This is a genomic window from Nocardia asiatica NBRC 100129 (assembly GCF_000308415.1).
In the GTDB taxonomy this organism is placed as follows: domain Bacteria; phylum Actinomycetota; class Actinomycetes; order Mycobacteriales; family Mycobacteriaceae; genus Nocardia; species Nocardia asiatica.
This window is the reverse complement of record NZ_BAFS01000446.1, coordinates 1-23,237: the sequence shown is the minus strand read 5'-3', so window position 1 is coordinate 23,237 and position 23,237 is coordinate 1. Positions and strand designations below refer to the sequence as shown.

At 67.5% G+C, this 23,237-nt stretch carries 23 protein-coding genes and 1 pseudogene; 12 read left to right on the top strand and 12 right to left on the bottom strand.

The window, feature by feature from the left end:
* The 9 genes from ON27_RS33715 to ON27_RS33675 form a co-directional block, all read left to right on the top strand.
* Positions 1–229 (top strand): heavy-metal-associated domain-containing protein (locus tag ON27_RS33715; RefSeq protein ID WP_306306973.1); only part of this gene is annotated, 229 nt, incomplete at its 5' end.
* Positions 230–282: 53 nt separating this feature from the next.
* Entirely contained in the window at positions 283–2,757 is a 2,475-nt protein-coding gene (locus tag ON27_RS33710) for a heavy metal translocating P-type ATPase (RefSeq protein WP_083888006.1), read from the top strand.
* Between the two features lie 163 nt (positions 2,758–2,920).
* The gene (locus ON27_RS33705) at positions 2,921–3,118 is read left to right on the top strand and encodes a hypothetical protein (protein WP_043736811.1); all 198 of its coding nucleotides are present in this window, start codon (positions 2,921–2,923) and stop codon (positions 3,116–3,118) included.
* Positions 3,118–3,312 carry a hypothetical protein gene (locus ON27_RS33700; protein WP_043736809.1) on the top strand — a complete coding sequence of 65 codons (195 nt, stop codon included), beginning with the start codon at positions 3,118–3,120 and terminating at the stop codon, positions 3,310–3,312. Before ON27_RS33705 ends, ON27_RS33700 begins: the two co-directional genes overlap by 1 nt.
* Positions 3,309–3,695: a DUF1707 SHOCT-like domain-containing protein gene (locus ON27_RS33695; RefSeq protein WP_083888005.1), complete on the top strand. Its 387-nt coding sequence runs from the start codon at positions 3,309–3,311 to the stop codon at positions 3,693–3,695. The genes ON27_RS33700 and ON27_RS33695 overlap by 4 nt, the downstream gene beginning before the upstream one ends.
* A gap of 78 nt (positions 3,696–3,773) precedes the next feature.
* Entirely contained in the window at positions 3,774–4,709 is a 936-nt protein-coding gene (locus ON27_RS33690) for a cytochrome c biogenesis CcdA family protein (RefSeq protein ID WP_051047279.1), read from the top strand.
* Positions 4,706–5,440 (top strand): peroxiredoxin family protein, encoded by a 735-nt coding sequence (locus ON27_RS33685; RefSeq protein ID WP_217441592.1) that lies wholly within the window; start codon positions 4,706–4,708, stop codon positions 5,438–5,440. Before ON27_RS33690 ends, ON27_RS33685 begins: the two co-directional genes overlap by 4 nt.
* A complete protein-coding gene (locus ON27_RS33680; protein ID WP_051047278.1) occupies positions 5,437–5,781 on the top strand; it encodes a glutaredoxin family protein in 345 nt (114 codons plus the stop codon). The genes ON27_RS33685 and ON27_RS33680 overlap by 4 nt, the downstream gene beginning before the upstream one ends.
* Positions 5,778–6,032 carry a hypothetical protein gene (locus ON27_RS33675; protein WP_043736807.1) on the top strand — a complete coding sequence of 85 codons (255 nt, stop codon included), beginning with the start codon at positions 5,778–5,780 and terminating at the stop codon, positions 6,030–6,032. Before ON27_RS33680 ends, ON27_RS33675 begins: the two co-directional genes overlap by 4 nt.
* Before the next feature lie 143 nt (positions 6,033–6,175).
* Here the strand turns inward: ON27_RS33675 and ON27_RS33670 are convergent.
* From ON27_RS33670 to ON27_RS33635, 8 genes and pseudogenes are all read right to left on the bottom strand, one after another.
* Positions 6,176–6,589, bottom strand: a pseudogene (locus tag ON27_RS33670) (cation diffusion facilitator family transporter); the annotation flags it as partial.
* Positions 6,590–6,792: 203 nt separating this feature from the next.
* Complete coding sequence (locus ON27_RS40340; protein WP_051047277.1) at positions 6,793–7,410, bottom strand: TetR/AcrR family transcriptional regulator; 618 nt, start codon at positions 7,408–7,410, stop codon at positions 6,793–6,795.
* Positions 7,407–7,601: a cold-shock protein gene (locus tag ON27_RS33660; protein WP_043736804.1), complete on the bottom strand. Its 195-nt coding sequence runs from the start codon at positions 7,599–7,601 to the stop codon at positions 7,407–7,409. The genes ON27_RS40340 and ON27_RS33660 overlap by 4 nt, the downstream gene beginning before the upstream one ends.
* 282 nt (positions 7,602–7,883) lie before the next feature.
* On the bottom strand, positions 7,884–8,477 hold the full coding sequence (locus ON27_RS33655; RefSeq protein ID WP_043736801.1) for a hypothetical protein: 594 nt from the start codon (positions 8,475–8,477) through the stop codon (positions 7,884–7,886).
* On the bottom strand, positions 8,474–9,022 hold the full coding sequence (locus tag ON27_RS33650) for a hypothetical protein (RefSeq protein ID WP_043736798.1): 549 nt from the start codon (positions 9,020–9,022) through the stop codon (positions 8,474–8,476). Before ON27_RS33650 ends, ON27_RS33655 begins: the two co-directional genes overlap by 4 nt.
* Positions 9,019–9,831, bottom strand: a complete 813-nt coding sequence (locus ON27_RS33645; RefSeq protein ID WP_157227622.1) for a hypothetical protein — start codon at positions 9,829–9,831, stop codon at positions 9,019–9,021. The genes ON27_RS33650 and ON27_RS33645 overlap by 4 nt, the downstream gene beginning before the upstream one ends.
* A gap of 546 nt (positions 9,832–10,377) precedes the next feature.
* The gene (locus tag ON27_RS33640; RefSeq protein ID WP_043736795.1) at positions 10,378–11,280 is read right to left on the bottom strand and encodes a phosphotransferase enzyme family protein; all 903 of its coding nucleotides are present in this window, start codon (positions 11,278–11,280) and stop codon (positions 10,378–10,380) included.
* A gap of 9 nt (positions 11,281–11,289) precedes the next feature.
* On the bottom strand, positions 11,290–12,753 hold the full coding sequence (locus tag ON27_RS33635; RefSeq protein WP_280413264.1) for an NsdA family TPR-like regulatory protein: 1,464 nt from the start codon (positions 12,751–12,753) through the stop codon (positions 11,290–11,292).
* 230 nt (positions 12,754–12,983) lie between these two features.
* On the opposite strand from ON27_RS33635, the gene ON27_RS33630 reads away from it, so the two are divergent.
* From ON27_RS33630 to ON27_RS33620, 3 genes are read left to right on the top strand one after another with little or no spacing between them, the layout of a single operon-like run.
* Positions 12,984–13,877 (top strand): helix-turn-helix domain-containing protein, encoded by an 894-nt coding sequence (locus ON27_RS33630; RefSeq protein ID WP_043736790.1) that lies wholly within the window; start codon positions 12,984–12,986, stop codon positions 13,875–13,877.
* A 36-nt stretch (positions 13,878–13,913) separates the two neighbouring features.
* Complete coding sequence (locus ON27_RS33625) at positions 13,914–14,738, top strand: SAM-dependent methyltransferase (protein WP_043736788.1); 825 nt, start codon at positions 13,914–13,916, stop codon at positions 14,736–14,738.
* Between the two features lie 57 nt (positions 14,739–14,795).
* Positions 14,796–15,185, top strand: a complete 390-nt coding sequence (locus tag ON27_RS33620) for a hypothetical protein (protein WP_157227618.1) — start codon at positions 14,796–14,798, stop codon at positions 15,183–15,185.
* 144 nt (positions 15,186–15,329) lie between these two features.
* On the opposite strand, the gene mobF is transcribed toward ON27_RS33620, so the two are convergent.
* The 4 genes from mobF to ON27_RS33600 form a co-directional block, all read right to left on the bottom strand.
* The gene (gene mobF / locus ON27_RS33615; protein WP_051047275.1) at positions 15,330–21,398 is read right to left on the bottom strand and encodes a MobF family relaxase; all 6,069 of its coding nucleotides are present in this window, start codon (positions 21,396–21,398) and stop codon (positions 15,330–15,332) included.
* Positions 21,399–21,754: 356 nt separating this feature from the next.
* Positions 21,755–22,171 carry a DUF4326 domain-containing protein gene (locus tag ON27_RS33610; protein WP_157227616.1) on the bottom strand — a complete coding sequence of 139 codons (417 nt, stop codon included), beginning with the start codon at positions 22,169–22,171 and terminating at the stop codon, positions 21,755–21,757.
* Between the two features lie 98 nt (positions 22,172–22,269).
* The gene (locus ON27_RS33605; RefSeq protein ID WP_043736785.1) at positions 22,270–22,665 is read right to left on the bottom strand and encodes a hypothetical protein; all 396 of its coding nucleotides are present in this window, start codon (positions 22,663–22,665) and stop codon (positions 22,270–22,272) included.
* A 99-nt stretch (positions 22,666–22,764) separates the two neighbouring features.
* Positions 22,765–23,237 (bottom strand): hypothetical protein (locus ON27_RS33600; protein WP_043736783.1); only part of this gene is annotated, 473 nt, incomplete at its 5' end.

Below are 23,237 nucleotides of genomic sequence, written 5' to 3'. Positions count from 1 at the left end.
GCGATCTGTCGAAGGAGTGGCGATGAGTGAGGCCACCTATACGGTGCGCGGTATGACCTGTGGGCACTGCGCGAATGCGGTGACGCGGGAGCTGCTGAGCGTCACCGGCGTGCACGGTGTCGATGTCGATGTGGCCTGCGGCCGGGTCGTGGTCACCAGCGAGCGACAAGTGGGCGAGGACGAGGTGCGCGCGGCTGTGACCGAGGCCGGCTTCGAGTTGGTCGGCTGATGCCCGACCGTCGAGAGCGCCGCGGAGACGATGAGCATGCGCGAGGGTGACAGATGAGTGAGTTCACCGATCATGCGTCCACCGGTGTGCGGCGACAGGTGGAGCTGTCGATCGCGGGAATGACGTGTGCGTCGTGCCCGCCGCGGATCGAACGCCGCCTCGGCAAGCTCGACGGTGTCGTCGCGACGGTGAACTTCGCGACGGGCAAGGCCGAGGTCAGCTACCCCGACACGGTGTCGGAGTCGGATGTGATCGACGCGGTCTCCGAGGCCGGTTACACGGCAACGGTTGCGCGTCCCGAGACCGCTGCCGCGGCGAGCGACGCCGACGACTATGACGAGCACACGCGGTCGATGCGGCAGCGGATGTGGGTCTGTCTCGCGCTCGCTGTTCCGGTGACGGTGCTGGCGATGGTGCCGCCACTACAGTTCACCAACTGGCAATGGCTGTCGCTGACTTTGGCTGCGCCGGTGGTGGTGTGGGGTGCGTGGCCATTGCACCGGGCGGCGTGGGCGAACCTCAAACACGCCACCGCCACCATGGACACCCTGATCTCGGTGGGTGTGCTGGCCGCGTTCGGCTGGTCGCTGTTCGCCTTGTTCCTCGGCGATGCCGGAGTTCCCGGGTTGCGGCACAGCTTCTCGCTCAGCGCCGAACGCGGGATGGCCGGGCAGAACATCTACCTGGAAGTAGCCGCCGTCTTGACCACGGCGATTCTGGCGGGCCGGTTTTTCGAGGCACGCGCCCGCCGCCGCGCGGGCGCGGCGTTGCGGGCGCTACTGGAGTTGGGCGCGAAAGATGTCGCTGTCCTGCGCGACGGCGGCGAGGAGCGGATCCCGATCGACCAGCTGGTGGTGGGCGATCGGTTCCTCGTGCGGCCCGGGGAGAAGATCGCCACAGACGGTGTGGTGGAAGAGGGTAATTCGGCGGTCGATGCGAGCATGCTGACCGGTGAGTCGATGCCGGTCGAGATCGGTCCCGGCGATCCGGTGGTCGGTGCGACCGTCAACGCGGGCGGCCGTCTGGTGGTTCGTGCGGGCAGGGTCGGTGCGGACACCCAGTTGGCGCAGATGGCGAAGCTGGTGGAGCAGGCGCAGAACGGCAAGGCTCAGGTCCAGCGGCTGGCCGATCGGGTTTCGGCGGTGTTCGTGCCGGTCGTCATCGCGATCGCGATCGCCACTGGGCTGGCGTGGCTCGTAGTCGGCGCCGGGGCGGCGTTCGCGTTCAGCACCGGGGTCGCGGTGTTGATCATCGCCTGTCCGTGCGGACTCGGGTTAGCCACGCCCACAGCGCTTTTGGTCGGCACTGGGCGAGGCGCGCAACTCGGTGTCCTGATCAAGGGACCGGAGGTGCTGGAATCGACGCGCCGCATCGACACCGTGGTACTCGACAAGACCGGCACCGTCACCACCGGCAAGATGGCCCTGCTGGAGGTCCACGCGGAAGGCGATGCCGGCGAGATCGAGATCCTGCGGCTGGCAGGCGCGCTGGAAGATGCCTCCGAGCACCCGATCGCCAAGGCCATCACCAGCAGCGCTGTCGAGCGAGTGGGCGCACTGCCCGCCGTCACCGACTTCGCCGGCCTGGAAGGGCTCGGCGTGCAGGGCACCGTCGACGGCCGTGCCGTGCTGGTGGGCCGGGCGATGCTGCTCGAGCAACGCGGGATCGAACTCCCGGCTGGCTTGCGCTCGGTCATGGAGCGCGCCGAGTCCCAGGGGCGTACGGCGGTCACCGTCGCATGGGACGGCACCGCGCAGGGTGTGCTGGTTGTCGCCGACACCGTCAAACCGACCTCGGCGCAGGCAGTTCGCGGCTTGCGGGCACTGGGGCTGCGGCCGGTGCTGCTCACCGGCGACAACACCGCCGCCGCGCTGGCGATCGCCGCCGAGGTCGGCATCTGCGAGGTGATCGCCGAGGTCCTGCCCACCGGCAAGGTCGATGTCGTCAAGCAGCTGCAGGCCGAGGGCCGGGTCGTGGCAATGGTCGGCGACGGTATCAACGACGCCGCCGCGCTCGCTCAGGCCGATCTCGGGCTGGCCATGGGCACCGGTACCGACGTCGCCATCGAAGCCTCGGACCTGACCTTGGTCCGTGGCGATCTCATGGCCGCGGTCGACGCCATCCGGTTGGCGCGCCGCACCCTGCACACGATCAAGGGCAATCTGTTCTGGGCGTTCGCCTATAACGTCGCTGCGCTGCCGCTGGCCGCGACCGGGCTGCTGAACCCGCTGATCGCGGGTACGGCGATGGCGTTCTCCAGCGTGTTCGTGGTGTCGAACAGCCTACGGCTACGGCGATTCCGGCCCACACCCGTTGCCGAACCCGCGTCGGTCACCGACGCTCGCGCCGACGTTGCGCCCGGTGAGGATCGGCTCGGCGATCCTCGTCTCGACGAAACCGAACCGACCGAGCTCGAACATTTGGCGCGCCACGAACGCGGTCCCGGCCGCCGAACGCGACGTACTCGCCCGCCCGATCGTGCATGCCCTCGGCAAAAGCCAAGAACAGCAAAAGACCGGACTCGATAGCCGGGTCCAAACACACGAAATGAACAACCGAGCAAGGAGACAAACCAATGACCCCGAACATGATGGCGAACCTGCAGTCCTGGTGGAACTGCCAGCTGATGATGCTGGGGCTTGGCCGAGTGCGGCATGTGTCCGAAGATGCCCCAGTAGCAGAAGGTTTGCGATGGAATCGCTCCTGGTCACCCTCGCCGTGCTGGCCTGCCCGGTCGGCATGGGTCTGATGATGTCGTACATCCGCGGCCACGGCATGCGCAATCCTGACGACACCACCGACGGCAAGGCCACCAAGCAGGAAATCGCCAGAATGCGCACCGAGATCGAACAGCTGAAGGCTGAGCGACGCGACCACAAGGCGCTGTGATGTCGACCTGGCTCGCCGCCGGACTCGCGACTGCAGGGGCGCGCACCTATGTCTGCTGTATCCACCCGATGCTGCGGGGTAGTTGCCGGATGGGCGCGAAACCGGTCGGCGTCGAGCACGACCTCGCCGAGCTGCGCGCGCAGCAGCGGTCCATGGGTGAGCAGGCCGACAGCGAAACCAGCGAGAGTAGGTGATAAAGGTGACCGAACCGTATCGCGCACAGCCATGGATACGTGCCGGTGATGCTGACCGTGAACGTGTGGCTGCCCAGCTGCAGACCGAGGTCGGCACCGGCAGGTTGACGCTCGCGGACTACACCGAGCGTCTCGACGCGGCCTACCGTGCGAAGACCATCGGCGAACTCGACGGCCTGACGAACGATCTGCCGGTAGCGGACGCGTCGGCGACACCGCAACCCAGCCGATCCCGGGCTCCGGTGATCGCCGCATTGGCCGCTGCCGGAGTGCTCGCCGCGCTCACCCTCGGATTCGTCGCGGGCCCACCCGCCGGCGCACTGAGCGACATGGCCGAGCGCATGGACACCATGACCTCGCAGATGGGGCAGCCATGCCACTGACCATCACCCGGCCGCCGACATAGGCGGCCGCGGGAATCCCGGCGATGCGCCGACAGATCGCAGGCAAGGGCTCTGACAATGGGTGAATTGTTGATCGGCACAACACTATTGGCGTCGTTTCTCGGCGGCGTGGTAGCCCTGCTGGCACCCTGCTGCGTGTCGGTGATGCTGCCAGCCTACCTAGCCACCGGATTCCGGCACCGCGGCGGCGTCGTCGCGGCCACGCTGATCTTCGGTGCCGGCGTGGCCACAGTGATCCTGCCCATCGGCCTGGGTGCCACCGCGGTGAGCAGACTGTTCATCGAACAGCACATCTGGGTGTTCTCGATCGGCGGGGCACTGATGATCATCGGCGGCGTCGCGGTGCTCACGGGCTGGAAGCCGAACCTGCCCATGCCCAGCATGCGCACGGCGCGCGAGGACAGCTACTCCTCGGCCTATCTGCTGGGTGCGTTCTCCGGGATCGCCAGCGCCTGCTGTACACCGGTCCTGGTCGGTGTCGCGGTCCTCTCGGGGGCGTCCGGTTCGTTCCCCGTGGCCCTGACCGTCGCGGCATCCTATGTGGCCGGAATGGTCGCACCGCTGGCACTGGTCGCGCTGATCTGGGATCGACGCCGAGAACGGGCCACTCGACTGTTCACCGACCGAACCCTGCGGATCCGGGTAGGCCACCGGCGGCACGACCTCGCGGTCGGGACCGCGCTGAGCGGCGTGCTGATGATCGGCATGGGCGTACTGACCGGGGTGCTGGCGTTCACCGGCGCCGGAATGAATACCGGCGGCTGGCAGGCCGAGGTCAGCGCGTGGCTACAGCACATCAGCGACCGGATCCAAGACACCGTGTCCTGGCTGCCCGGCGGAGTCGTCGCCGCACTACTCATAGCAACTACAGCCCTGCTGATCCGCCGCTGCCTCCGTCCACGCACACCGACCGCGGACACCCGCGATCCATACTGCGGCGACGAGCACACGCCCGCACCGATACCGGAATCTGTCGAGGAGGACCGACAGTGAACGCCAACAGCGATAAGACCGCCACCACACGACCAGTCGGCAAACGTGACCGAAATATTCGCCGCCGGCGCATCGCCGCCCAGCAGACTGCGGCCCAGCCGCCGGAAGCCGCCGACGAACGACGCTGGCCGACACTCGTGGCGATACTCGCCGTCCTGGCCGTGGGTGCCCTGTTCCTGATCTACCAGAATGCTCGCAGTAACCAAGACACCGCCGCCGACGGCGGCAGCGGCTACCGGCACGTCGCCGGAAACCCCGGGATCGGCGCACCCGCCCCCGATTTCACCCTGACCTCCCACACCGGCGACACCGTCTCACTCAGCGACTACCGCGGACGCAGTGTGCTGCTGTACTTCCAGGAAGGTCTCATGTGCAAGCCCTGCTGGGACCAGATCACCGACCTCGAAAACAACCAGGCCGCACTGAAAGCAGCCGGGATCGACGCAGTGGTATCGATCTCCCACGACCCGGTCGCGCAGCAGGCACGCAAAGCCGCCGACCAGAAAGTGTCGACCCCGATGCTGGCCGACCCAACCCAACAAGTCATCCACGCCTACGACGCCCACAAATACGGGATGATGCGCGAGCAGACCGCCGGGCACAGCTTCGTCCTCGTCGGACCCGACGGCACCATCTCCTGGCGCGCCGACTACGGCGGCGCCCCCAACTACACCATGTTCGTCCCCACCAACAAGCTCCTCGCCGACCTGGCCACCGAACGCAAACCATGACCGCCCCAGTCGCGATCACCCTGCTCACCCAACCCAACTGCGCATTCTGCGACCACGCCAAACAGGTCCTGCACCACGTGAGCACCGACTACGCGCTACACATCACCGAGATCGACCTCGCCACCAACGGAGGCCGCGCGCTGGCACAGAAAGCGGGAGTACTGTTCGCTCCCGGAGTCCTCATCGACGGCGAACCCTTCTGCTTCGGGCGCCTGTCGGAACGCAAACTGCGCCGCACCCTCCGCAAGCGGAACCGCACACTGCCGTCGGACGGGCCGTCACCCACGGGCTCATCGGAGCCCTCCGAATCGACGAGAAACCAAGGTAACCGAAAACAATGACCACGATCGAAGTGCTCACCGTACCCAACTGCCCGAACGCACCCGCCACCATCGAACTACTGCGCACCTGCCTGCACCGGCTGCACCTCAACATCCCCATCCAGCAGCGGATCGGTGAATACCCCTCGCCCACCATCCTTATCGACGGCGTCGACCTGATGGGCACACCGCCCAGCGCCACGCCAACCTGCCGACTCGACCTTCCCACCAAAGAGCAGATCATGACCGCGCTATGCCGTCGCCGCACATAAGACTTTCTCTATCCCGCGACTCGTTTCCGGCGCAGGTCCAAGCGAGTGTCCATCGCACATGCGCTGCTCGAACCCGTCGATGAACTCGGCCGGATCAGAATCGGAGGGCAGCGCTGTTGCCGGTGGTGCAGCCGCCCGGTCTTCTACCAGGACATTCGTTCGCAGTGCTCGGCGGTGTTGTGACGCTCGACCTGCAGGGTGGCGTGGTGCAGGGTGAATCTGTCGGCCAGTAGCCGTTGCGCCGAGCCCAGCACGGTATCGGGGTCGGCATCGTCGTCGATCGCCACGTGCGCGGAGGCCACCTCCATCCCGCAGGTCAACGTCCACACGTGCAGGTCATGGACCTGCCGCACCCCGGTCAGCGCCTCGAGAGCGGCGGTGACGTCGTCCACGTCCGGACCTGCCGGGGCGTGCTGGAACAGGATCCGCAGGGCCTGCTTGCCCAGGTTGTATGCCCTCGGCAGCACGAACTGGCCGATACCCACACCGATGAGCGGGTCCGCGTAGCGCCAGCCGAACACCAGCGTCACCAGGCCGCTGACGAGCACACCGAGGGAACTCGGTTCGGTTGCGCGTCGGGCCGCTCGGGTGGGGTCGAGGATCGCTCGTCGTTACGGCGGGCTCAGTCATCGCGCACCGCCGCGAGTGCATCCCGCACAACGGTGATGACATCGGGGTCCTCGTCGGCGGGAGTCGTGAGCGCGATCTCGTGATCGGTGGTGGTGCGGTCGGGGGTGGGCCGGCTGGGATCGGGGATGGGTCAGCTCTCCTGGATGGGGGTGCTCGTTCTGGGGAATGTGCGGTCGTTGGGGGCAGGCAGTACGAGTTCGATTTGCGTTCGGATCCACTGGTGGTCGGAGGTGGCGTCGTCGGGCGGGCCGATGGCGAGCCCGACCAGGGCGGCGATCAGTGATGCGGCAGTGGTCGGGAGCTCGATGCCAGGGCAGGGTTCGATGGTCGTGGTGAGCAGCTCGGTCAGTGCCGCGTGGATACGGTGTCTGCGGTCGTGGTGCTGTGCGCGGTGTTCCGGGCCGGTGGCGGCGAGATCGAGTTCGAACCAGATCCATTCGGGGTGGCTGGTCACGGTGCGCGCCCACTTCGTCAGCGTCGTGACCAGGTGGCTGCGGTCTCTCGGGTGAGCATCGCGGATGCGGTGTACGGCCAAGGCGGTCAGCCTCTCGGCGACCTCGTGACCGATCAGATGTTTGTAGGGGTAGTGCTTGCCCAGCGCACCGGTGGTACACCCGGTGGCGTCGGCGATATCGGCGATATGGACAGGCCCGTAGCCGTGGGCGAGGAACAGTCGTCGTGCGGTCAGCAGCAGCCGACGCCGAGTCCGTTGCCGGCGCCCGCGACGCGCCGTTGCCGGGGCGGTCACAGGGACCGCACGTTCTGCGCGGCAGGGCCTTTCGGGCTGTCGATGGCATCGAAGGTGACGTGTTGATCCCGATGCAGCGCGTCGTGGCCGTGGACATCGGCTTGACGGACGAACAGGTCCGGGCCGGAGTCGGGTGTGATGAACCCGAAACCCTTCTCGTGGTTGAACCATTTCACGGTCCCGAACTTCACGTTTTTCCTACCTCTCTTGGTGATTCGATGGACGGTCGGCATCGTTTCCGCGGTCGGCCGAGTGGGAGCTGCGCGCGGCGTTCGTGGGTCGTGGTGACCGGGTCGGCGTGGCCTTCCTGGACTTGTGCCATGCGCAGTGCCGCCTCCTGCCGGTGTTCGGCGCTGCTGGCGTGGCGTAGTACGGACCGGGATTGGGCGTGGATCTGCGCTGCGTGGCGGACGACCTCGCCGAGGGATCGCGCGTGTGGCGTTTCGGCAGGGTGGTTGTGGTGTGGGGCGTGGTCAGTGCCGTGCATCGGCCGGTTGTGGGACACGGGTGGGTAGATGGACCCGTCCTGCGGCGACGTCGGCGGCGAGCAGGTCGTAGACCACGGCCTGACCGACCAGGGACTGGTGTGCTCTCGGACCGGTCTCGACCGGGACAGAGGGGTCGATCGCGGTGATCCAGCATCGGCACAGTTGAGACACCTCGGCGCCGAGACCGTTGCGATGACAGGTCGCCGCCCGGTGTACCGGCGGGGCGAGGGTATGGGCGAGATGGTCATCGATCCGGTCGATCAATCGGCCGAGTCGTCGGTGGGCGCTATGCAGGGCGTCGGTAAGAACGTCGATGTCGACGCTGTCGTCGTGGCCGGGCGGCAGCCGCAGTAGCTGGCCGAAGGCGGCCCGGTAGTGGTGATGGGCATCGAGCATCTGCACCGCGATACCGACCAGAGTGGGGAACGGGTAGTCGGCGGCGGCGAATCCTGGTGTGTTCCAGGCGCGGAACAGCACGTGCGCGGACGGGATCGCTCCGAACCAGGACGAGTCTTTGCTGGCGGCCCGTGGCGTCCGTGTGTCTGGTTGGTGCCCGGTGTCGGGGCGTGTGCGGTTCATCGGAGCTCCTGGATTGCTCGCCAGCCCAGCGGTAGTTGGACGCGTCGGGTACGGATCGCGGTGACCAGATCGGCGTAGCCCTGGTGGGTTTGGGCCATCCGCAAAGCGGCTTCGTGGTGGTGTTCGGTGTTGGTGGTGTGGCGCAGGATCCACTGGGACTGGGCGAAGACATTGGCGTAGTGGCTGATCACTTCGCCCAGAGGATGGGTGTGGTGGGCGGCGTTGACAGGTCGGGGCAGGCGGAATATCGCCCACTCGTCGATCGCCGCCATGACCGCGGTCATGTGGTCGCGGGTCGCGATCTCGTCGAACCCGGCCGGACGCCGATCCGGTGACACCGCCGCGCTCAGCAAGCTCGCGTGGATATCGGCCAGCTCCCGCGCCCACCCGATCAGCGACGAACAGCCCTCGACACGGCGTCCGGCCACCGCGAGGTGAAGTTCACGAGCCTCCAGCAGGTTGTCGACCGCCCCGCCGCGATCACCCTGTCCGGCATAGTGTTCCGTCATCGACAGCGGGCCGGTGATAGGTGTTGTGGTGCTCATCGCTGACTCACCGCCGACTCGCCGGTCATGCTCACGCGGGCCGGAAGGGTGCAGCGAGTGATGGTGTGTGCGCCGCTGGGGAAGCGCTGCACACGCTCGCACAAGACGACCAAGTCGTGGGAGGGCTCATCGCTTCGTGGATACGGTTCGTCGAGTTCGACGGCCAGCGCCCCGGTCAGGGTGTCGACCAACGTGCGGATCACCGTGTCGGGGATCGGGGTGGGTTCGAGCCACAGCGTCCGGGTGGCCGGGTGGTGGCGGTCGCCGATGAGGGCGACATAGACCGCGTCGACGCGTTCGATCACCTCGGGCCACCCGTTACGGGTCAGCGCTTCGGCGGCGTCCAGTTGCGCCGCGGCCGGGATCGCGCCGACCCGAGACTCGACCACGACCTGTTCGTGGTCCGCGTCGTGCTCGGGGACCGGACGCGATACCGGAGCCGGTCGGTGCGCGGTTCCGTCGAGATAGTGCAGGGTGAGCGTGGGCAGAGCGGTGAGGTGGGACAGTGCCGCCCGTCCTGACGGTTCGAGATCGGACAGGTGCTGTCGGGAGGGCACCAGGAACCAGACGTCGGTCGCTTCCGGAATTCGCGACAGGATCGACCAGAGCAGATCGGCTCGGCGGTGACCCGGTGCCAGGAGCCGTCCGAGGTCCACCCGTCGCGACCGTGCCAGCGATTCGAGGCGGTTCAACACCGGCACGGTACGGTCGATCTCGGTGAGCAGATCACCGATCAGTGTCTCCGGTGCGAGCGGTTCGAAGAACACGCGGCCGTCCCCGAACCCGTTGCGCGCGGCGAAGTCGTGCACGGATCGATCGAAAGCATCGGCGCCGTGTCTGGACAGCAGGTCCGAACGGGCGTATCCAATCCACATTTCCTGTGACCCCTTTTCGCTGGTTCTCCTCGAAGAGGTGAAGGGCGGTAGTGACCGATGACCAGTGGCGACCCGAAGGGTCTTCGGGCAGGCACGAGATGAGCCTGCGTGTCGCCGACGATGACGTGGGCGGTTCCTGACAACGAGTGATCAGGCAAAGCGGTTCTGGGGAACGTCGGGTTCCGCAGCGCTGATGTGGCTGCCGTCCAGGCGGCGCGTGGCGACTTATCGTGTCGATCCGGTCCGGCGCCGACGTGGCGGGGCGCGGAGTACGTCATCTGCTGTCATAGACAGAGTTAATCGTCGCCGGAGGACTGCCACCATGACATCGCGCAGGGCAGAATCGGGCAAGTTCGCCGACATTCACATGACAGATTCCGACAGCCGGTCCGATGACTCCGGGCACAAGCTGTCGAGGATCGTCGATGCGACTGCCCCCCGGTCCTGTCGGTCGAAGGCCGGTTTGCCGCCACGCGGGATCTAGGTGTAGAGGTCCCAAGGGATGTCGTGCCGGCCTGTCTTGAGCGTGGCCAGGCGGTGGGCGTGTTGGGCGGCGACGCTGGGGCGGTGCTGGAGATCGGGCAGGACGCTGGTGACCATGATCAGCTCGCGGATACGAGACAGGATCGGCCACGCCGGATCGTCGCGGACGTCGCTGCCGTATGCGTGGACGAACTCGCGGTAGAAGTCGTGGCGGTGGAACCGTGTTGCTCCGACCGCTTGGGGAACGAGATCGTATGCGAGGGGACCGATCCCGGCCTCGTCGAGGTCGCAGAGCACGACGGTGTCATCGTCTCGGTGCAGTAGGTTGCCGGTGTGGGGATCGCCATGGATGATGCCGGTTGGCAGCTGGTCCTGGACGCGCCGGAATTCTTGTTCGGCTCGGTCCCATTGCTCGCGCAGCCACCGGGCGTCGGCGGGGGCGAGGACAGCGGTGCCGGCGTGTGCGAGCCGATCGCGTGCGGTGGTGAACGGGTCCCAGGTCGGCAGGACGGTATGGTCGAGGTCGAGGGCGTGAAGTCGATGCAGCGGCGATGCCAGATCGGCAGCGGCCCAGTCTGTTCGCCGGCCGAGTTCGTGCCAGAAAGTCACCGTGTAATCGCCTTCGACCTTCAGCGGTTGTTCACCGTCGAGCAGGGCCGCGATCGGGGCGTTGCGGGCCTGCAACCATCGGGCCATGGTGACCACGCGCTGTCCCCGCGAAACTCCGACCCGGTCGGAAGCGACGCGAAGGACAACGCGTTCGCGTGGGAGCCGGTAAACGGCGTTGACGGTGTATTTGATCAGTTCCGCCCCGTGGGAGTTCAAACCGATTCGGGCGCAGGCCAGCTCGACGATGCGATGCAACTCGGCGGCACGCTCGGCCGCGATATTGGTCGCCACACCCCCAGCCTATGCGCTCGTGGCACGGCCCGTGGTCGGGTGATGTGACGCGCGGGGGATCGCCAGCAGGCTCGCTTTGACCGCGTGGGACAAGTCCCGGACGTCGCTGCGTGGTGTCGCGGTGGTGGCGCAGCGGACCATGTTCTCCAGCCGGTCCGCGACCCTGGCGCTGGTGATCCGTTCGGCCATCTCGACGGCGGCGGTGGCGAAGGACAGGCCGGTGTCGATCTCACCGAGTCGGAAGCAGGCGGTGGCGGCGGTGATGTTGTCGAACAGGATGCTGCGGGCCGGCCGCCCGGGCGCGGAGGCTTGCAGGGAGACGCGGGCACTGTCGAGGGCGGCGAGGCAATAGCGGTCGGCGACGGCGCGGGGCGCGGTGGTGGCGTATTCGTTGTAGATCACGGCCTGGATACCGGTGAATTCGCCCGGTGTGAAGAACACGCGAGTCCATGGCGCGACGATGTCGCCGACGCGGTTGATCTCGTCTTCGGCGCATGCCAAGGCGAAGTTCATGCGGTTCTGATCGCCCAGCATGGCGTGTGCCCACGCCTCGTTGGCGTACAGGCGAGCCGATTCGCCGCCGTCGGCGGCGTCTCGCGCGGGAAGTTGCCCGAGCTGGAACATGCGCAGTGCGGTGCGCGGATCGCGTTCTATCACACTGATGCGGCCCAGCACGTACAGGATTGATGCAGTCAGACTGTCCGCGCCCGCCCGACGCGCGAAGACCAGAGCCAGGGTGGCGAACTGGCGCGCGCGATACTGATCTCCGGCATCGTGAAACGCCCAGCCGATCAATCGGGCCAGGTCGGCCGAGGCAACCAGAATCGCCTGATCGGCAGTCTCGTCGCGACACAGCTTCCGCAGATCCGGTATCGAACCCAACAACGCCGTAGCAGAACCGGTGACCGCGAAGCCGCCGCGTTGTTGATCGAGTGACCGCAAATGCGCCGTGGCCGACCGCACACCATCGGCATCCATGGCCCGCCCGCGGCCGACCCGATCCGTCGCCTCTGCCTCGTCGAGTCGCGGAAGCCACGGGACCAGCGCGGAAGCGGATCCGACGACCGCAGCGGCGACGGCCTCCAACAACGTTGCTTCCGGCGCGCGTCCCAGCTCGGATACGCCTGACCCGACAGACCATGACATCGGTGCCTGCACGGGCACGGCATCGGTGGCGGGTCGCGCGCGTGCAGATCTCTGGTCGTGGTGAGGGACAGGTGCGCCGATTGCCACCAGTAGACGTCGATACGGTGCGCTCGGAGTCCGGACGTCGCCGTCTTCCCACCGTGCGACATGACGCTCGGAACACGCGACGTTGACACGCTCGCCGCTGGCGCGCGCGTTGATGAGCTCGGCGAAGTCCTTGCGACTGATCTGGAGGTGATCGAGCCGAAACGACCGCAGGCGTTCGCCCCAGGATCGGTCGCTCGCCTCAGCGCCGGCCGCGAACTCGGCGGTGGGATCGCGCAACATCGACGGCTCCACCGGTTACCCCTTACCTTCGGACACCACCTGCTGAACCCTGACGCCGCACGCGCCGGTTCGGCGTCCCACATCTCCCTCGCGCGTCGACGCTCAACCGAACATCGACTAACGGAGTGCTCTCTTGCCTCGGACAGATTATCTTGACTGATAATCTAGCCTGATAATCAGTGTTACGGGTGGAAAGAGTCCGATCGAGCTGTGGGATACGGTGGGAGTGCATGGCGAGGACCGCGAGGAAAGTGCTGCTCGGACGGGAAATCGATGACCTGCTGCGGCGGTCGCGTGTCACGCAGGCCGACGCCGGCCGGATCGTCGGTGTCGGCCAGTCGCGCATCGCCGCCGCGATCGCGGGAACCGGCAATCTCACCGCCGAAGCGCTGAAGAAGCTGGTCACCGGATTGGGGATCGGCGATGAGAACTATCTCCAGATCCTGCTCGACCTGCGCGAGGACAGCCATCGCCGCGGGTACTGGACCTCGGGGTACCGGCGTGCCTACATCGAGGACCTGCGACTGCTGGTCGATCTCGAAGCCGTGGCCGACCGACTCCGCGAAACGGCCGCTGAGATCATCCCCGGTCTGCTCCAGCATCCCGACTACATCCGCGCGCTGCACCAACCGTTCCAGCCCGACGACCACGACCCCGACGCCATCACCGTCGACGACTATGTCGAAGCCCGAACCGCGCGCCAGCAGATCCTGTTCACCCGCAAGGCACCGGAGTTCCACGCGATCCTGTCCGAATCCTGCCTTCGCCGCACCTACGGCAACGACCAGGTGATGGTCGACCAGATCAGCCACCTCATCGAACTATCCGGGCGACCAAACATCCAGCTCCAGGTCATGCCCTTCACCCACCAAGCCCCCGGCGCCGGTATGGAAGACCGCTACATCCTGGTCCGTGTCCCCTCACCCGGAGCCGCGGGCGACCTGGAGATGGCTGTCGTCGAAGCGCAAGGCGAAATCCGCTACATCGACGACAAACCCGCCGTCGCCATCCGCGACAAGATCTTCAACCGCCTCACTATGACCGCCCTCAGCCCTGCCGATTCACGGCAATTCATGCACCACCTGCTGCGCGGACTGCGCAACCGACCCACCGTCACGCGATAGCCGACCGCAAGACCACAACCGAACAGGAACCCGTCGATGTCCGAACCCGACTTCGAACCTCGCCACCTCGACACCGCCAAGCCGAGCTCGGCACGCATCTACCTGCACATGATCACCGGCGAGGTCATCTACGAAGCCGACCTCCCCTTCATCGAACAGCTCTATGCCGCGATCCCCTTCTACCCCAAGTGGGCCCGACACAACCGGGCCTTCCTCGCCCGCGCGGTCCGGCACATGGTCGGCAACGGCATCCGGCAATTCCTCGACATCGGATCAGGACTACCAGCTGGTGGCAACACCCACGAAGTCGCCCGCGAACTCATCCCCGACCCCCACGTCGTCTACGTCGACAACGACGAAGAAGCCATCAACCGCGCCCGCGAACTGCTCACCCGATACCAGCTCCTCGACACTACCGCCATGATCGACGCCGACCTGCGCCGACCGACACGCATCCTCGAACACCCCGACACCCGCAGACTGCTCGACTTCACCCAGCCCATCGGGCTGCTCCTGATATCAGTCCTGCCCTGGATCACCGACGAAGACGACCCCGCCGCACTTCTCGCACAACTCCGCGACGCGATGCCACCCGGTAGCCACATCGCGATGACCCATGTCTCCCTCGAAGACGCAGAACCCGAAATCAGGACCCAGGTCGCCGCCGGTGCCTCCGTATTCGCCGACGCGAGTTCACCCGTCACCCTCAGAACCCGACAACAGTTCGCGAGCTTCTTCGACGGATGGACACTCACCGAACCCGGAATCACCTACGCCACCGACTGGCACCCCGACACCCCCACCGACACCGAAGACGACGCACGCCGCTGCAACTTCGCCGCTACCGCCACCCTCCCGTAGCGTGGACCGGTGCGGGAACCGGAAAACACGGTCCCGCGCGCTCGAAAGGAAAGGCCCATGCTGCCGACACCGACCGTAAGTCAATTCCGCAAGGCTGCCGCCAGCTCACCCCAACAGGCATGCGTCATGATCTACCGCGACGCCACCCGCACCATCCTCTGGGACGACAAACTCGCCCACAACGGCGACCACGAAGTCCCCCTCGAGCAGTGCCTGACCTTGGACCACGACCAATTCGAGGCGATCCAACACGCCATCAGGACAGGCCAGCCGGTGCGTCACGCGCTCACGATCACCCGAACAAGCGGCAACGGCTACGTCTTCAGCGCCACCGACGGGCATGCGGGAAGCGTCGGAACGGCCAGACTGTACTTCGACCACCATGAGTACCGCGCCTTCGCCACAGCGGTGCGAAATCGCGAGTTCGAACGCCGGTCTGCTACGTAGCAACCCCCTGTAGCCCTCCGAGCTCGTTCGACTGCCCGGCGGTGCCGCTCCTCACCGTCGCCGAACCACGACAGGGCTGTGGGATGTCCGGAGGCAAGCTGTCGGAAGCAACAGCGGGCAGAACCACCCGGCCGAAAGCCGATCTCACAATCCGACGTCGGGCTCCGGCGAGCCGCTGACATCGGGCTGGTCCAGCCCGGTGTGGTCGAGGGGGGCGTGGAGCTCGTCGGCGAGGCGTATCGCCTGTTCGCGACGTGCCTGTGCCGGTGTGAGATCGGCTCGGCGTTGTTGTTCGGCGTGGACGCGGCCGATCTCGCTGCGGGTATCGGCGGCGAACCGGTCGGCGGTCGCGTCGACGGCGGCTTCCCCGCGGCGAGTGTGGCTGTTGCGGGTGGTGATGTCGTCGGGGCTCGTGTTCAAGACGTCGTCCCATTTGTCGGGCGTTCCGGCGTGGTTGACTGCGTCGCGGTGGGCTTCTCGAGCGTCGCTGCGGGCGCGGGTGCGGGCGCGTTCGTGGTCGCCTTGCTGGCGGACGAGTTCATCGATGCGGGTACGCAGGACGTGACGGACGTGGCGTTTGTAGGTAGGTGTGGTGTCGAGGCGTTGGCGGTGGGTCGCGAGTTCGGAACGGGTGGCGTGCAGCGCGCGGGTCGCATCGTGTAGACGGTGCTCGGCATCGAGTGCTGCGCGGATGGCGGTTTGTGCGTCGCGGTGACGCAGAAGCAGTTCATCGATATCGACGCCCTCGGATTGTTCGGGGGATGCTGGAGCGTAGGCAGCGGCGTAGCTGTCGGTGAGCGCGAGCTGCTGGTGAAGTTCGCTCAACCGGTCGGCGAGTTGCGCGTCGGTAAGCGCGAAGAGTGGATCGGCGACCGGCTGCTGGTGCTCGACGTCGCCGATCGGCGCGGGGTGGGCGCGGATCCAGGCTTCGATCTGGGCGCGGCGGTCGAGATCGGTGACGGCTTTCCAGTCCCGGCGCAGGATGGCGTGCACGGCGGGAAGGGGTTTGGTGGCCGCGAGGTGGTCGGCGCGCGCGATCATGTGTCGGCTCGGGTCGTGGTCGGGGATACCGGTCTCGCCGTTGTCGCGGCATTCTCCGCAGAGCCCGTCGTCGGAGCGGCGCGGCGGCACCGGTGTCGCGTCGCGCGGGCGGCGTTCGATGCTGCACGCGACGCATTCCAGGCCGCGGGCACGTGGGTTGGCGGCTTTGTCGTAGTCGAGCGAATACGCGGCTGGCGTGGGATCTTTGGCTTCGTCACGGCGGTAGCTACGGACGGCGAGATCGGCCTCGCGAGGCGTCGGCACCGCGCGCCGCGGTAGGGGAGGTAGGTGTGAGTCGGGTAGCGCGGGGTCGTCGGTGAGACCGCGGACCTCGTGCGCGTCCGGGCGCGCCCAGGGCTGATCGTCCGTTCCGGCGCGGGTGTCGTGGTAGTCCTGCTCATGGCGGCGGGCACGGACCTGCGGGTCGGGCAGCGGGTCGCGGACGAGGTCACGGTCGACTCGGGTGTCGTTGTCGCGGGCTGCTCGGTAACGGCGAGCGCGGTCGAATACCGGTGAGGGTGGTTCGCGGTCGGGTCGGTCGTCGTGGACGTCGGGGTCGATGGCCGGGGTGCAGGCGTCGATGAGCGCCCGATGTTGCGGAAACTGTTGTCCGGCTTGGCGCAGGCGGGCGGCGGCGACGGGGTAGGCGTAGCGGTAGAGAGTGTCGGTGATCGCGCCGATCACCCAACGCTGCTCGTCATCGAGGTGATCGGCGAATTGCCGGAATCGGTGCACGGCCGCGTGGATTCGGCCTTCGCGATACAGCTGCGCGATGGCCGCGAGTTCCGGATCGAAACCGGAGGCGGTGATGTTCGCCGGAGTAGACGGCACTGGGGCCGGAACCGGGGCGCGGTTTTCGCGGTGACTGTCGGGTTCGAGATCAGGTGGATGCTCGCGGGCCGTCGATGCGGGGGTTGGTGGGGTGGTGGTGTTTTCGCTCATGGGTGGGGTGCTCTCGGTGGGTTTGGTGGTGGGTGTGTGGTGCAGGAGTGCGTCGATGCGCCAGGCGAGAGCGGCGGCGATCTGGTCGGGGCGCAGGCCGGTGCCCTCGTTGTCGGGGGTGGCGGCGAGCAGCAGTTCGTAGGCGGTGGCCAGGATCTGGCGCGGCCTCCATTGCGTGGCGGTGGCGCGGTCGACCGCGGCCACGACGCGTGGCCAGGCGGGGTCGTCGACGACCCGGTCGGCGGTGTCGACGCCGAGAACGTCGGCCAGGTCGGTGATCCAGTTCGGGCGCAGGTTGTGGTCGCGGGCGTCGAGTGCGGAGGCGTCGAATTCCAGACGTGCCCACAGCGCGGCGGCGGGCATCTCATCGGGCAACGGCCGCAACTCGGCGGCGGTGTGAAGTCGCTCGGTGACGTCGATGCCGGCGCGGGTGGCGAGATCGATGCGTTCGGCGATCGCGGGCCAATACGGGTCCTCGACAATGCGGGCTTCGATTTCGCGCACGGTCTCGGCCCACCGGTTGACCGGGCGTGCCGGATCGCCGAGCGCGGCGACGACGCGGGCGTCGAGGACGTCTTGGTGGTCGCGTTCGCGGACGGGGTAGCGGCGCGGACCGGTCGGGCGGACATCGGTGTCCTCGACGTGCAGACTCGCCCGCCAGATGGCGAGTTCGGCCAACAAGCGCGGGTCGGCGCCGAGCAGAGGTCGCGCCCAGACAGGCGCGGTCAACGGTGTCCATGGCGCGGTCGCGGCCCGGATCTGTGCGGCGAGTTCGAGCAGGACACGCGCGCGAGCGTGGACCTGGGTGGCGCTGGTGTCGAGTTCCGGCGGTATCGCGGGTGTCCACGGCAGCGGCCCGGTCCCGGTCGAGTGCGCATCGCTCGGGTCCAGGCGCCAGTCCAGGACTGCGGCGGGATCGGCGGCGGTGTCGAGTTCACGTTCCTCGATCGCCTCGCGCAAGGCGGTGACGGGGTCGGCACCGGTGCGGGCGAGGGTCGCTAGATGCTGACGCAGTGTCGGGTAAGCGGGGGCGTCGGTGAGCCCCGGGTGCAGCAGTTCGGCGGCGGCATCGAGGCGTGCGAGTGCGGGTTCGCCGAGGGCGTGTTCGGCGGCGAGACCGAGGGCATCGAGGTAGATATCGAGCGCGCGACCGATACGCCGGTGCGGGTCGAGCGCGTCACGCAGGTGGGTGTGCGCGGACTTCTGAGCCCCGTCACGACCCAGGATCCGCACGAGATTCTCGACTGCGGTGCGTGGGAAGACCGCGTCCTCGCTGTAGAACGAGCCTTCGTCACCGCTGAGCGCGGAAGGGATGTAGGCGTGGTTGGCGTGCACGCCGCGGGTCATCGCGACGTAGAACTGCTGTCGGGTCTCGCCGCCGGTGAGCGCGACATGACACGCGGTGGTGGTGATTCCTTGCGCGGAATCGATCGTCGCCGCATACCCGAGACGCACATTGTGTGCGACGTAGTCGGCCGGCAACCGCACAATCGCCCCGGTTTTGCTGTGGTGTCGGGCGGTGACACTGCCGTCGGAATGCACAGCGGTGACGGTCCAGGCGTAGCCGTTGCGCACCCAATCCCGCACACCGATACGCAGCTTCGGCGCGTTCTGACGGGTGCGGATCGTGTCACCGACCGAGGCGGCGGTGCTGTCGGCGAGCACCACTTCGGGGCCGTCGAGACCACCCTTGCGCAGAAGTCTGTCGGCCCGGGCACGCTCGTTGAGCGCGGTCACGGTGTCGTGGTTGGCGGCCAACATGATCGCGCTACGCCCGGCCGCGTGGTCGGCGGCCCATGCGGTGTAGGCGTCGTCGTGGGTCGCGCCGGTGTGCCCGCCGTGGATTCGGCCGTTGTCCAGATACCAGCCCAGCGCTGCCGGGTCGCCTTGGCGCAGCATCAAACTCGCCGACGCCTCGGCGTTGGAGGCGAACCGCACGACGTGGGTGAGGGTGAGCGTGTGCTCGGGTGCCGCTGTCGCCATGTCGGCGTCGACGCCACCGGCCTCTATCGCGGGAAGCTGGTGGTCATCGCCCAGACAGCGGATCGTCGCGCCGCGATCGGCGAGGAAGCGCAGCAGTTTCAGGCGTTTGAGGGTGCCGATCTTGACGTGCTCGTCGACGATCACGAGCGTGTCGGTGCCGATGTCGAGGACCCATTGCGGCAGCGGCGGGGGATGCTCCCGTTCGTTGGCGGACCTGTTCGGGTGCGGTGTGTGCAGGTCGATCACGGCGAGGAGTTTGTCGACGGTTTCGCAGCGCGCGCCGATCGATTCGCCCAGGACCGCGGCGGCGTTGGCGGTGGGCGCGAGCCCGAGCACCGTTCCGCCGCTGGTATTCCAGGCGGTGGTGAGCACGGCCATGCCGGTGGTCTTGCCGGTTCCGGCGGGCGCGTTGGCGGTGTGCACGCGCATACCGGAGCCGGCGAAGCCTTCGATCACGCTGCGCTGCCCGGCGTTGAGCACCCGATCCGGGTTGGCGGCGTCGTATCCACGGATCGCCGCGGCCACCACCGCGGGGTCCACGACGCGGGCACCGGGCTGCACCGACAAAGCGATGAGGGCGTCCTCGGCGGCCAGAATCCGGGTGGAGGTGTAGATCTGGGCGCCAGCGGGGGTGTAGCTGCTGGAGTTGTCGCGGCGGCGCAACGCGTCCGGGATGGTGGCCAGTTCGGGCTCGCCGGCGATATCCGGGTCGCCCATCGGAATCGAACGCGCCGGATCCAGGGCCGCATCCAGTACGGCCTCGCTGACGTGTTCCCACTGGCTGCCGCGGATTTTGCCGCGGATCTGGCGTTCGATTTCAGCGCGTACGTTCGCCGCGCGCCAGGTGGAGCGCTGCTCGGCGACGGTCTCGAGGACCCGGTCCGCGGTGCGCGCGATCCACTCCCTGGTGGCGGTGACCCGCGGCGAGCGCACCGGATTCAGCGCCGCCGACACCATCGCGGCGACCGCGTCCCGGCCGCCGAGCAACGCGACGGCCTCTTCGCGCCAACTGCGCCGCTGCTGGGCGAAGGACCGCAACAGGTGTTTTGCGGGCCGGGTTTCCAGGGTCGCCTGCTGGGCCAGATCACGGATCTCGATCGGGGTCGGCTCGCGACCGTGCTCGCGTTGGAACACCGCCGCCAGCTCACCGACACGGGAACGGATCGCGGTTTCGCGCCGCGACCACGCCTGGATCAACCGCAGCGGGATGCCGACGATCTCGCGGACCGGGCGCTTGCCCGGGTCGTTCCCGGCCCGCTCGGCGAACTCCACACCCACCAGCCGCTCGCAGTGGTGCTCGAGGCTGGTGTTGTAGATCTCCGACACCGTGACTACCACCCGGTACAGCGCGGCACCGTCCAAGGTCCGCCAGCGACCGTCGGCGGTGCGGACCCGGTTGGCTATCAACACGTGTGTGTGCAGATCAGGGTCACCGGCACGCGAATCCCTGTGGAAAAAGCACGCGGCGACGATGCCCTCGACGTCGACCTGGCGGACGCCGTTGCGACCGAGTCGGGTGTAGATGCCGTGGCGCTCCAACCACCTCAACGCATCCGCCACCGCGGCGCGGTGGGCGGCCTCGATCTTCGCCGACACCGATAGCGGTGCGACTGCCCACAGCGCCGACACCGACTTCACCGGAGAAAAAGTGATGTCGAAACCCGCGACTGCTGTGGCGGGTGGGCGTGAGTTCTTCGCGATCCATCCCGACAACTCACGCGCGTTCAGTGGTGGCCGTTGGTACTCGTCGGTGAACATATCGAACGCGACATGTGTGCGGATTCGCCTGCGATCCGACTCCGAAAGTGGAGCGTCGGCCGGTCTTCCGTGCGCGATATTGTGTTCGGCATACGCCTTCGCGCACCGTTTACGAAAATCGGAATTCGGTGCGTAAACGCGAAAAGGATTACCCAACCGCGACGCCTTATCGGCCGCATCGCTGGCTTGTTTCGGTGTCGAACCGGCCGCCGAAGCGTGGTGGAAGACCGTCTCCTCGATCGATTCCGCGTCGGGATGGCGACCCAGTCCGAACAGGGACTTCATCTGAGACTCGGTCACTTCCGCGCCGATATCGATCCCGAGCGAGGCCAAACCGGTACCGCTCCACACGCCAGGAGACTCGCCGTGGGCGGAGTAATAATCGGACAACGGGGATCGGCCGCGGGAGTTGATATCGTTCGCGGCTATATTTCGCAGGTAATACTGGTAGCCATTGCCTGCGACGACTTTATGGATCGTCGCGGTCATAAATCCATCGAGCGCCCCCGCCCGACGAAAGTCGAGGAATCCAGGTTATGCAGATTTCGGCTGTTTACGAAAAATCCCAGGACGAGACCGGATCGTTACCAAAATAGGCTTGCGGAGACCCCTGGATGCAAGAGGTGTGCTTGACAAAAAGAAAGGGGGTGGAAGGTGTGGATGGATGTAGATGGTGGAAGCGGGGTGGTGAGGTGGGGTTGTGGATGGCTGGGGAGAGATTGGGAAGCGGTGTGCGGGTGATCGGTGAGGGTGTGTAGGGACGGGAGCGGGTAGGAACCGGAACGGGTGACCCGGTTCCTACCGTGATCACAGCTGTCGGGTGCCCGACGGTCGGGCGGGCACGCTCACCGGTGCTGCCGGGCCTGGACCGCCGCGAGCGGGTCGAGGGCGGGATCGAGGCTGAGGGCGGTGAGGGTGTGGCCGTGGCAGGGTTTGGGCGCGCACCAGCAGCCCAGTACCCGGCGGGCGAGTTCGCCGCGACGCAGGCGGGCGAGGAGGTCGGGTCGGTCGGCGAGGTGGCGGGCGTGGGCGGCGAGTACGTCGTCACGGTTGCCGTCGCGTCCGAGGACGAAGGGGTTGCCCCAGCTGCTGGTGCGATCGATGGGCACGAACAGGTGGTGGCGGCGTGCCCACTCGATGAGGTGGGCGTGTCCGCTGGCGGCGCGCATCGACACCACTACCGAGCGGCCGGTGGCCAGGGTCTGGTGCAGTTCGGTGATCGTGAGGTGCGCGGGGTCACTCGGCGGCGCGGGGTGAGTCATGGCGAGTGGTCCTTCCGGTCGGGGTGCTCGAATGGCGGGGCGCTGTCGGTCGGTCCGTGCACCGCGAGCGCGGACGGCCGGTCGCGGCACGGGGCCGGTCAGCCCGGTGGGGCGGGGACGCGGGTCCATCCGCGGGGCTGACACGTGTAGTGGCGGTCGTCGAGTCCGACGAGGTCGCCGACCGACAGCGACCGGAGTCGCTTTCCGTACCAGGTGTCGGTGTGGATCTGGTCGTCGTCGTGTTCGGGGTGGTCGTTGAAGGCGGCGAAGACGCGCTCGAGCAGAGCCTGGTCGGTGTCGGCGGCCGGGTCGACGCTCAGTGTGTAGGTGTAGGCCAGCGTCACGGATGCGTCGGGCCGGTACCCGGTCAGCAGGACAGTCGGGTCGGTGTTGAGGTAGACCCGCACCCGGACCTCGGTCGGGCGGCGGGGTGCGAGCGGGGCGTCGCGCAGCGCCGCCAGGGCGCGGCGCGCTCGGTTCGGGAGTCGATGCACGGTGGGTGCTCCTGTCGGATCGGGAGTGGTGGACCGGTCCGCCGCAGGGGTCGACACCGCGGCGGACCGGCGAACGGGAGGGAACCGAGCAGGGGCGGGTCAGGCCACCGCTGCGGTGCGGCCGGTGGTGGGCACGAGTCCGAGGTCGATCCGGCAGTCGGTGCAGTAGTTGTCGGCGTGCACGATGCCGTTTCGGGCGCAGGCGTCGCAGCGTCCGATGCGCTGCCCGGCACCGAGCGCGGACCCGCCCCGGCGCGGCCGTCGCGCGGCGGTAGGACGGGGTGCGCGTTCGGGCTGTTCGAGGTTCGTCGCCATCCACCGGGTGATCAGCCGCCAGGTCGGTCCGGTGTTCGCCGCGGCGGCCCGCACTCGATCCAGCAAAGCCCGCACCTGGACAGGATGAGCGGCGGCGATGTAGGCGCAGCGGGATTCGACGAAGGTCTGGATCCCGAACCTGGCGGGCAGGGCGGGGATGCCGGGGTGGCCGTCGGCGCGGCAGACATCGCAGAGCCCGTCGTCGCTGACGATCACTCCGTGGCGGGTGTGGAAGGGGCGGCGGTCGCTGGCGGGCC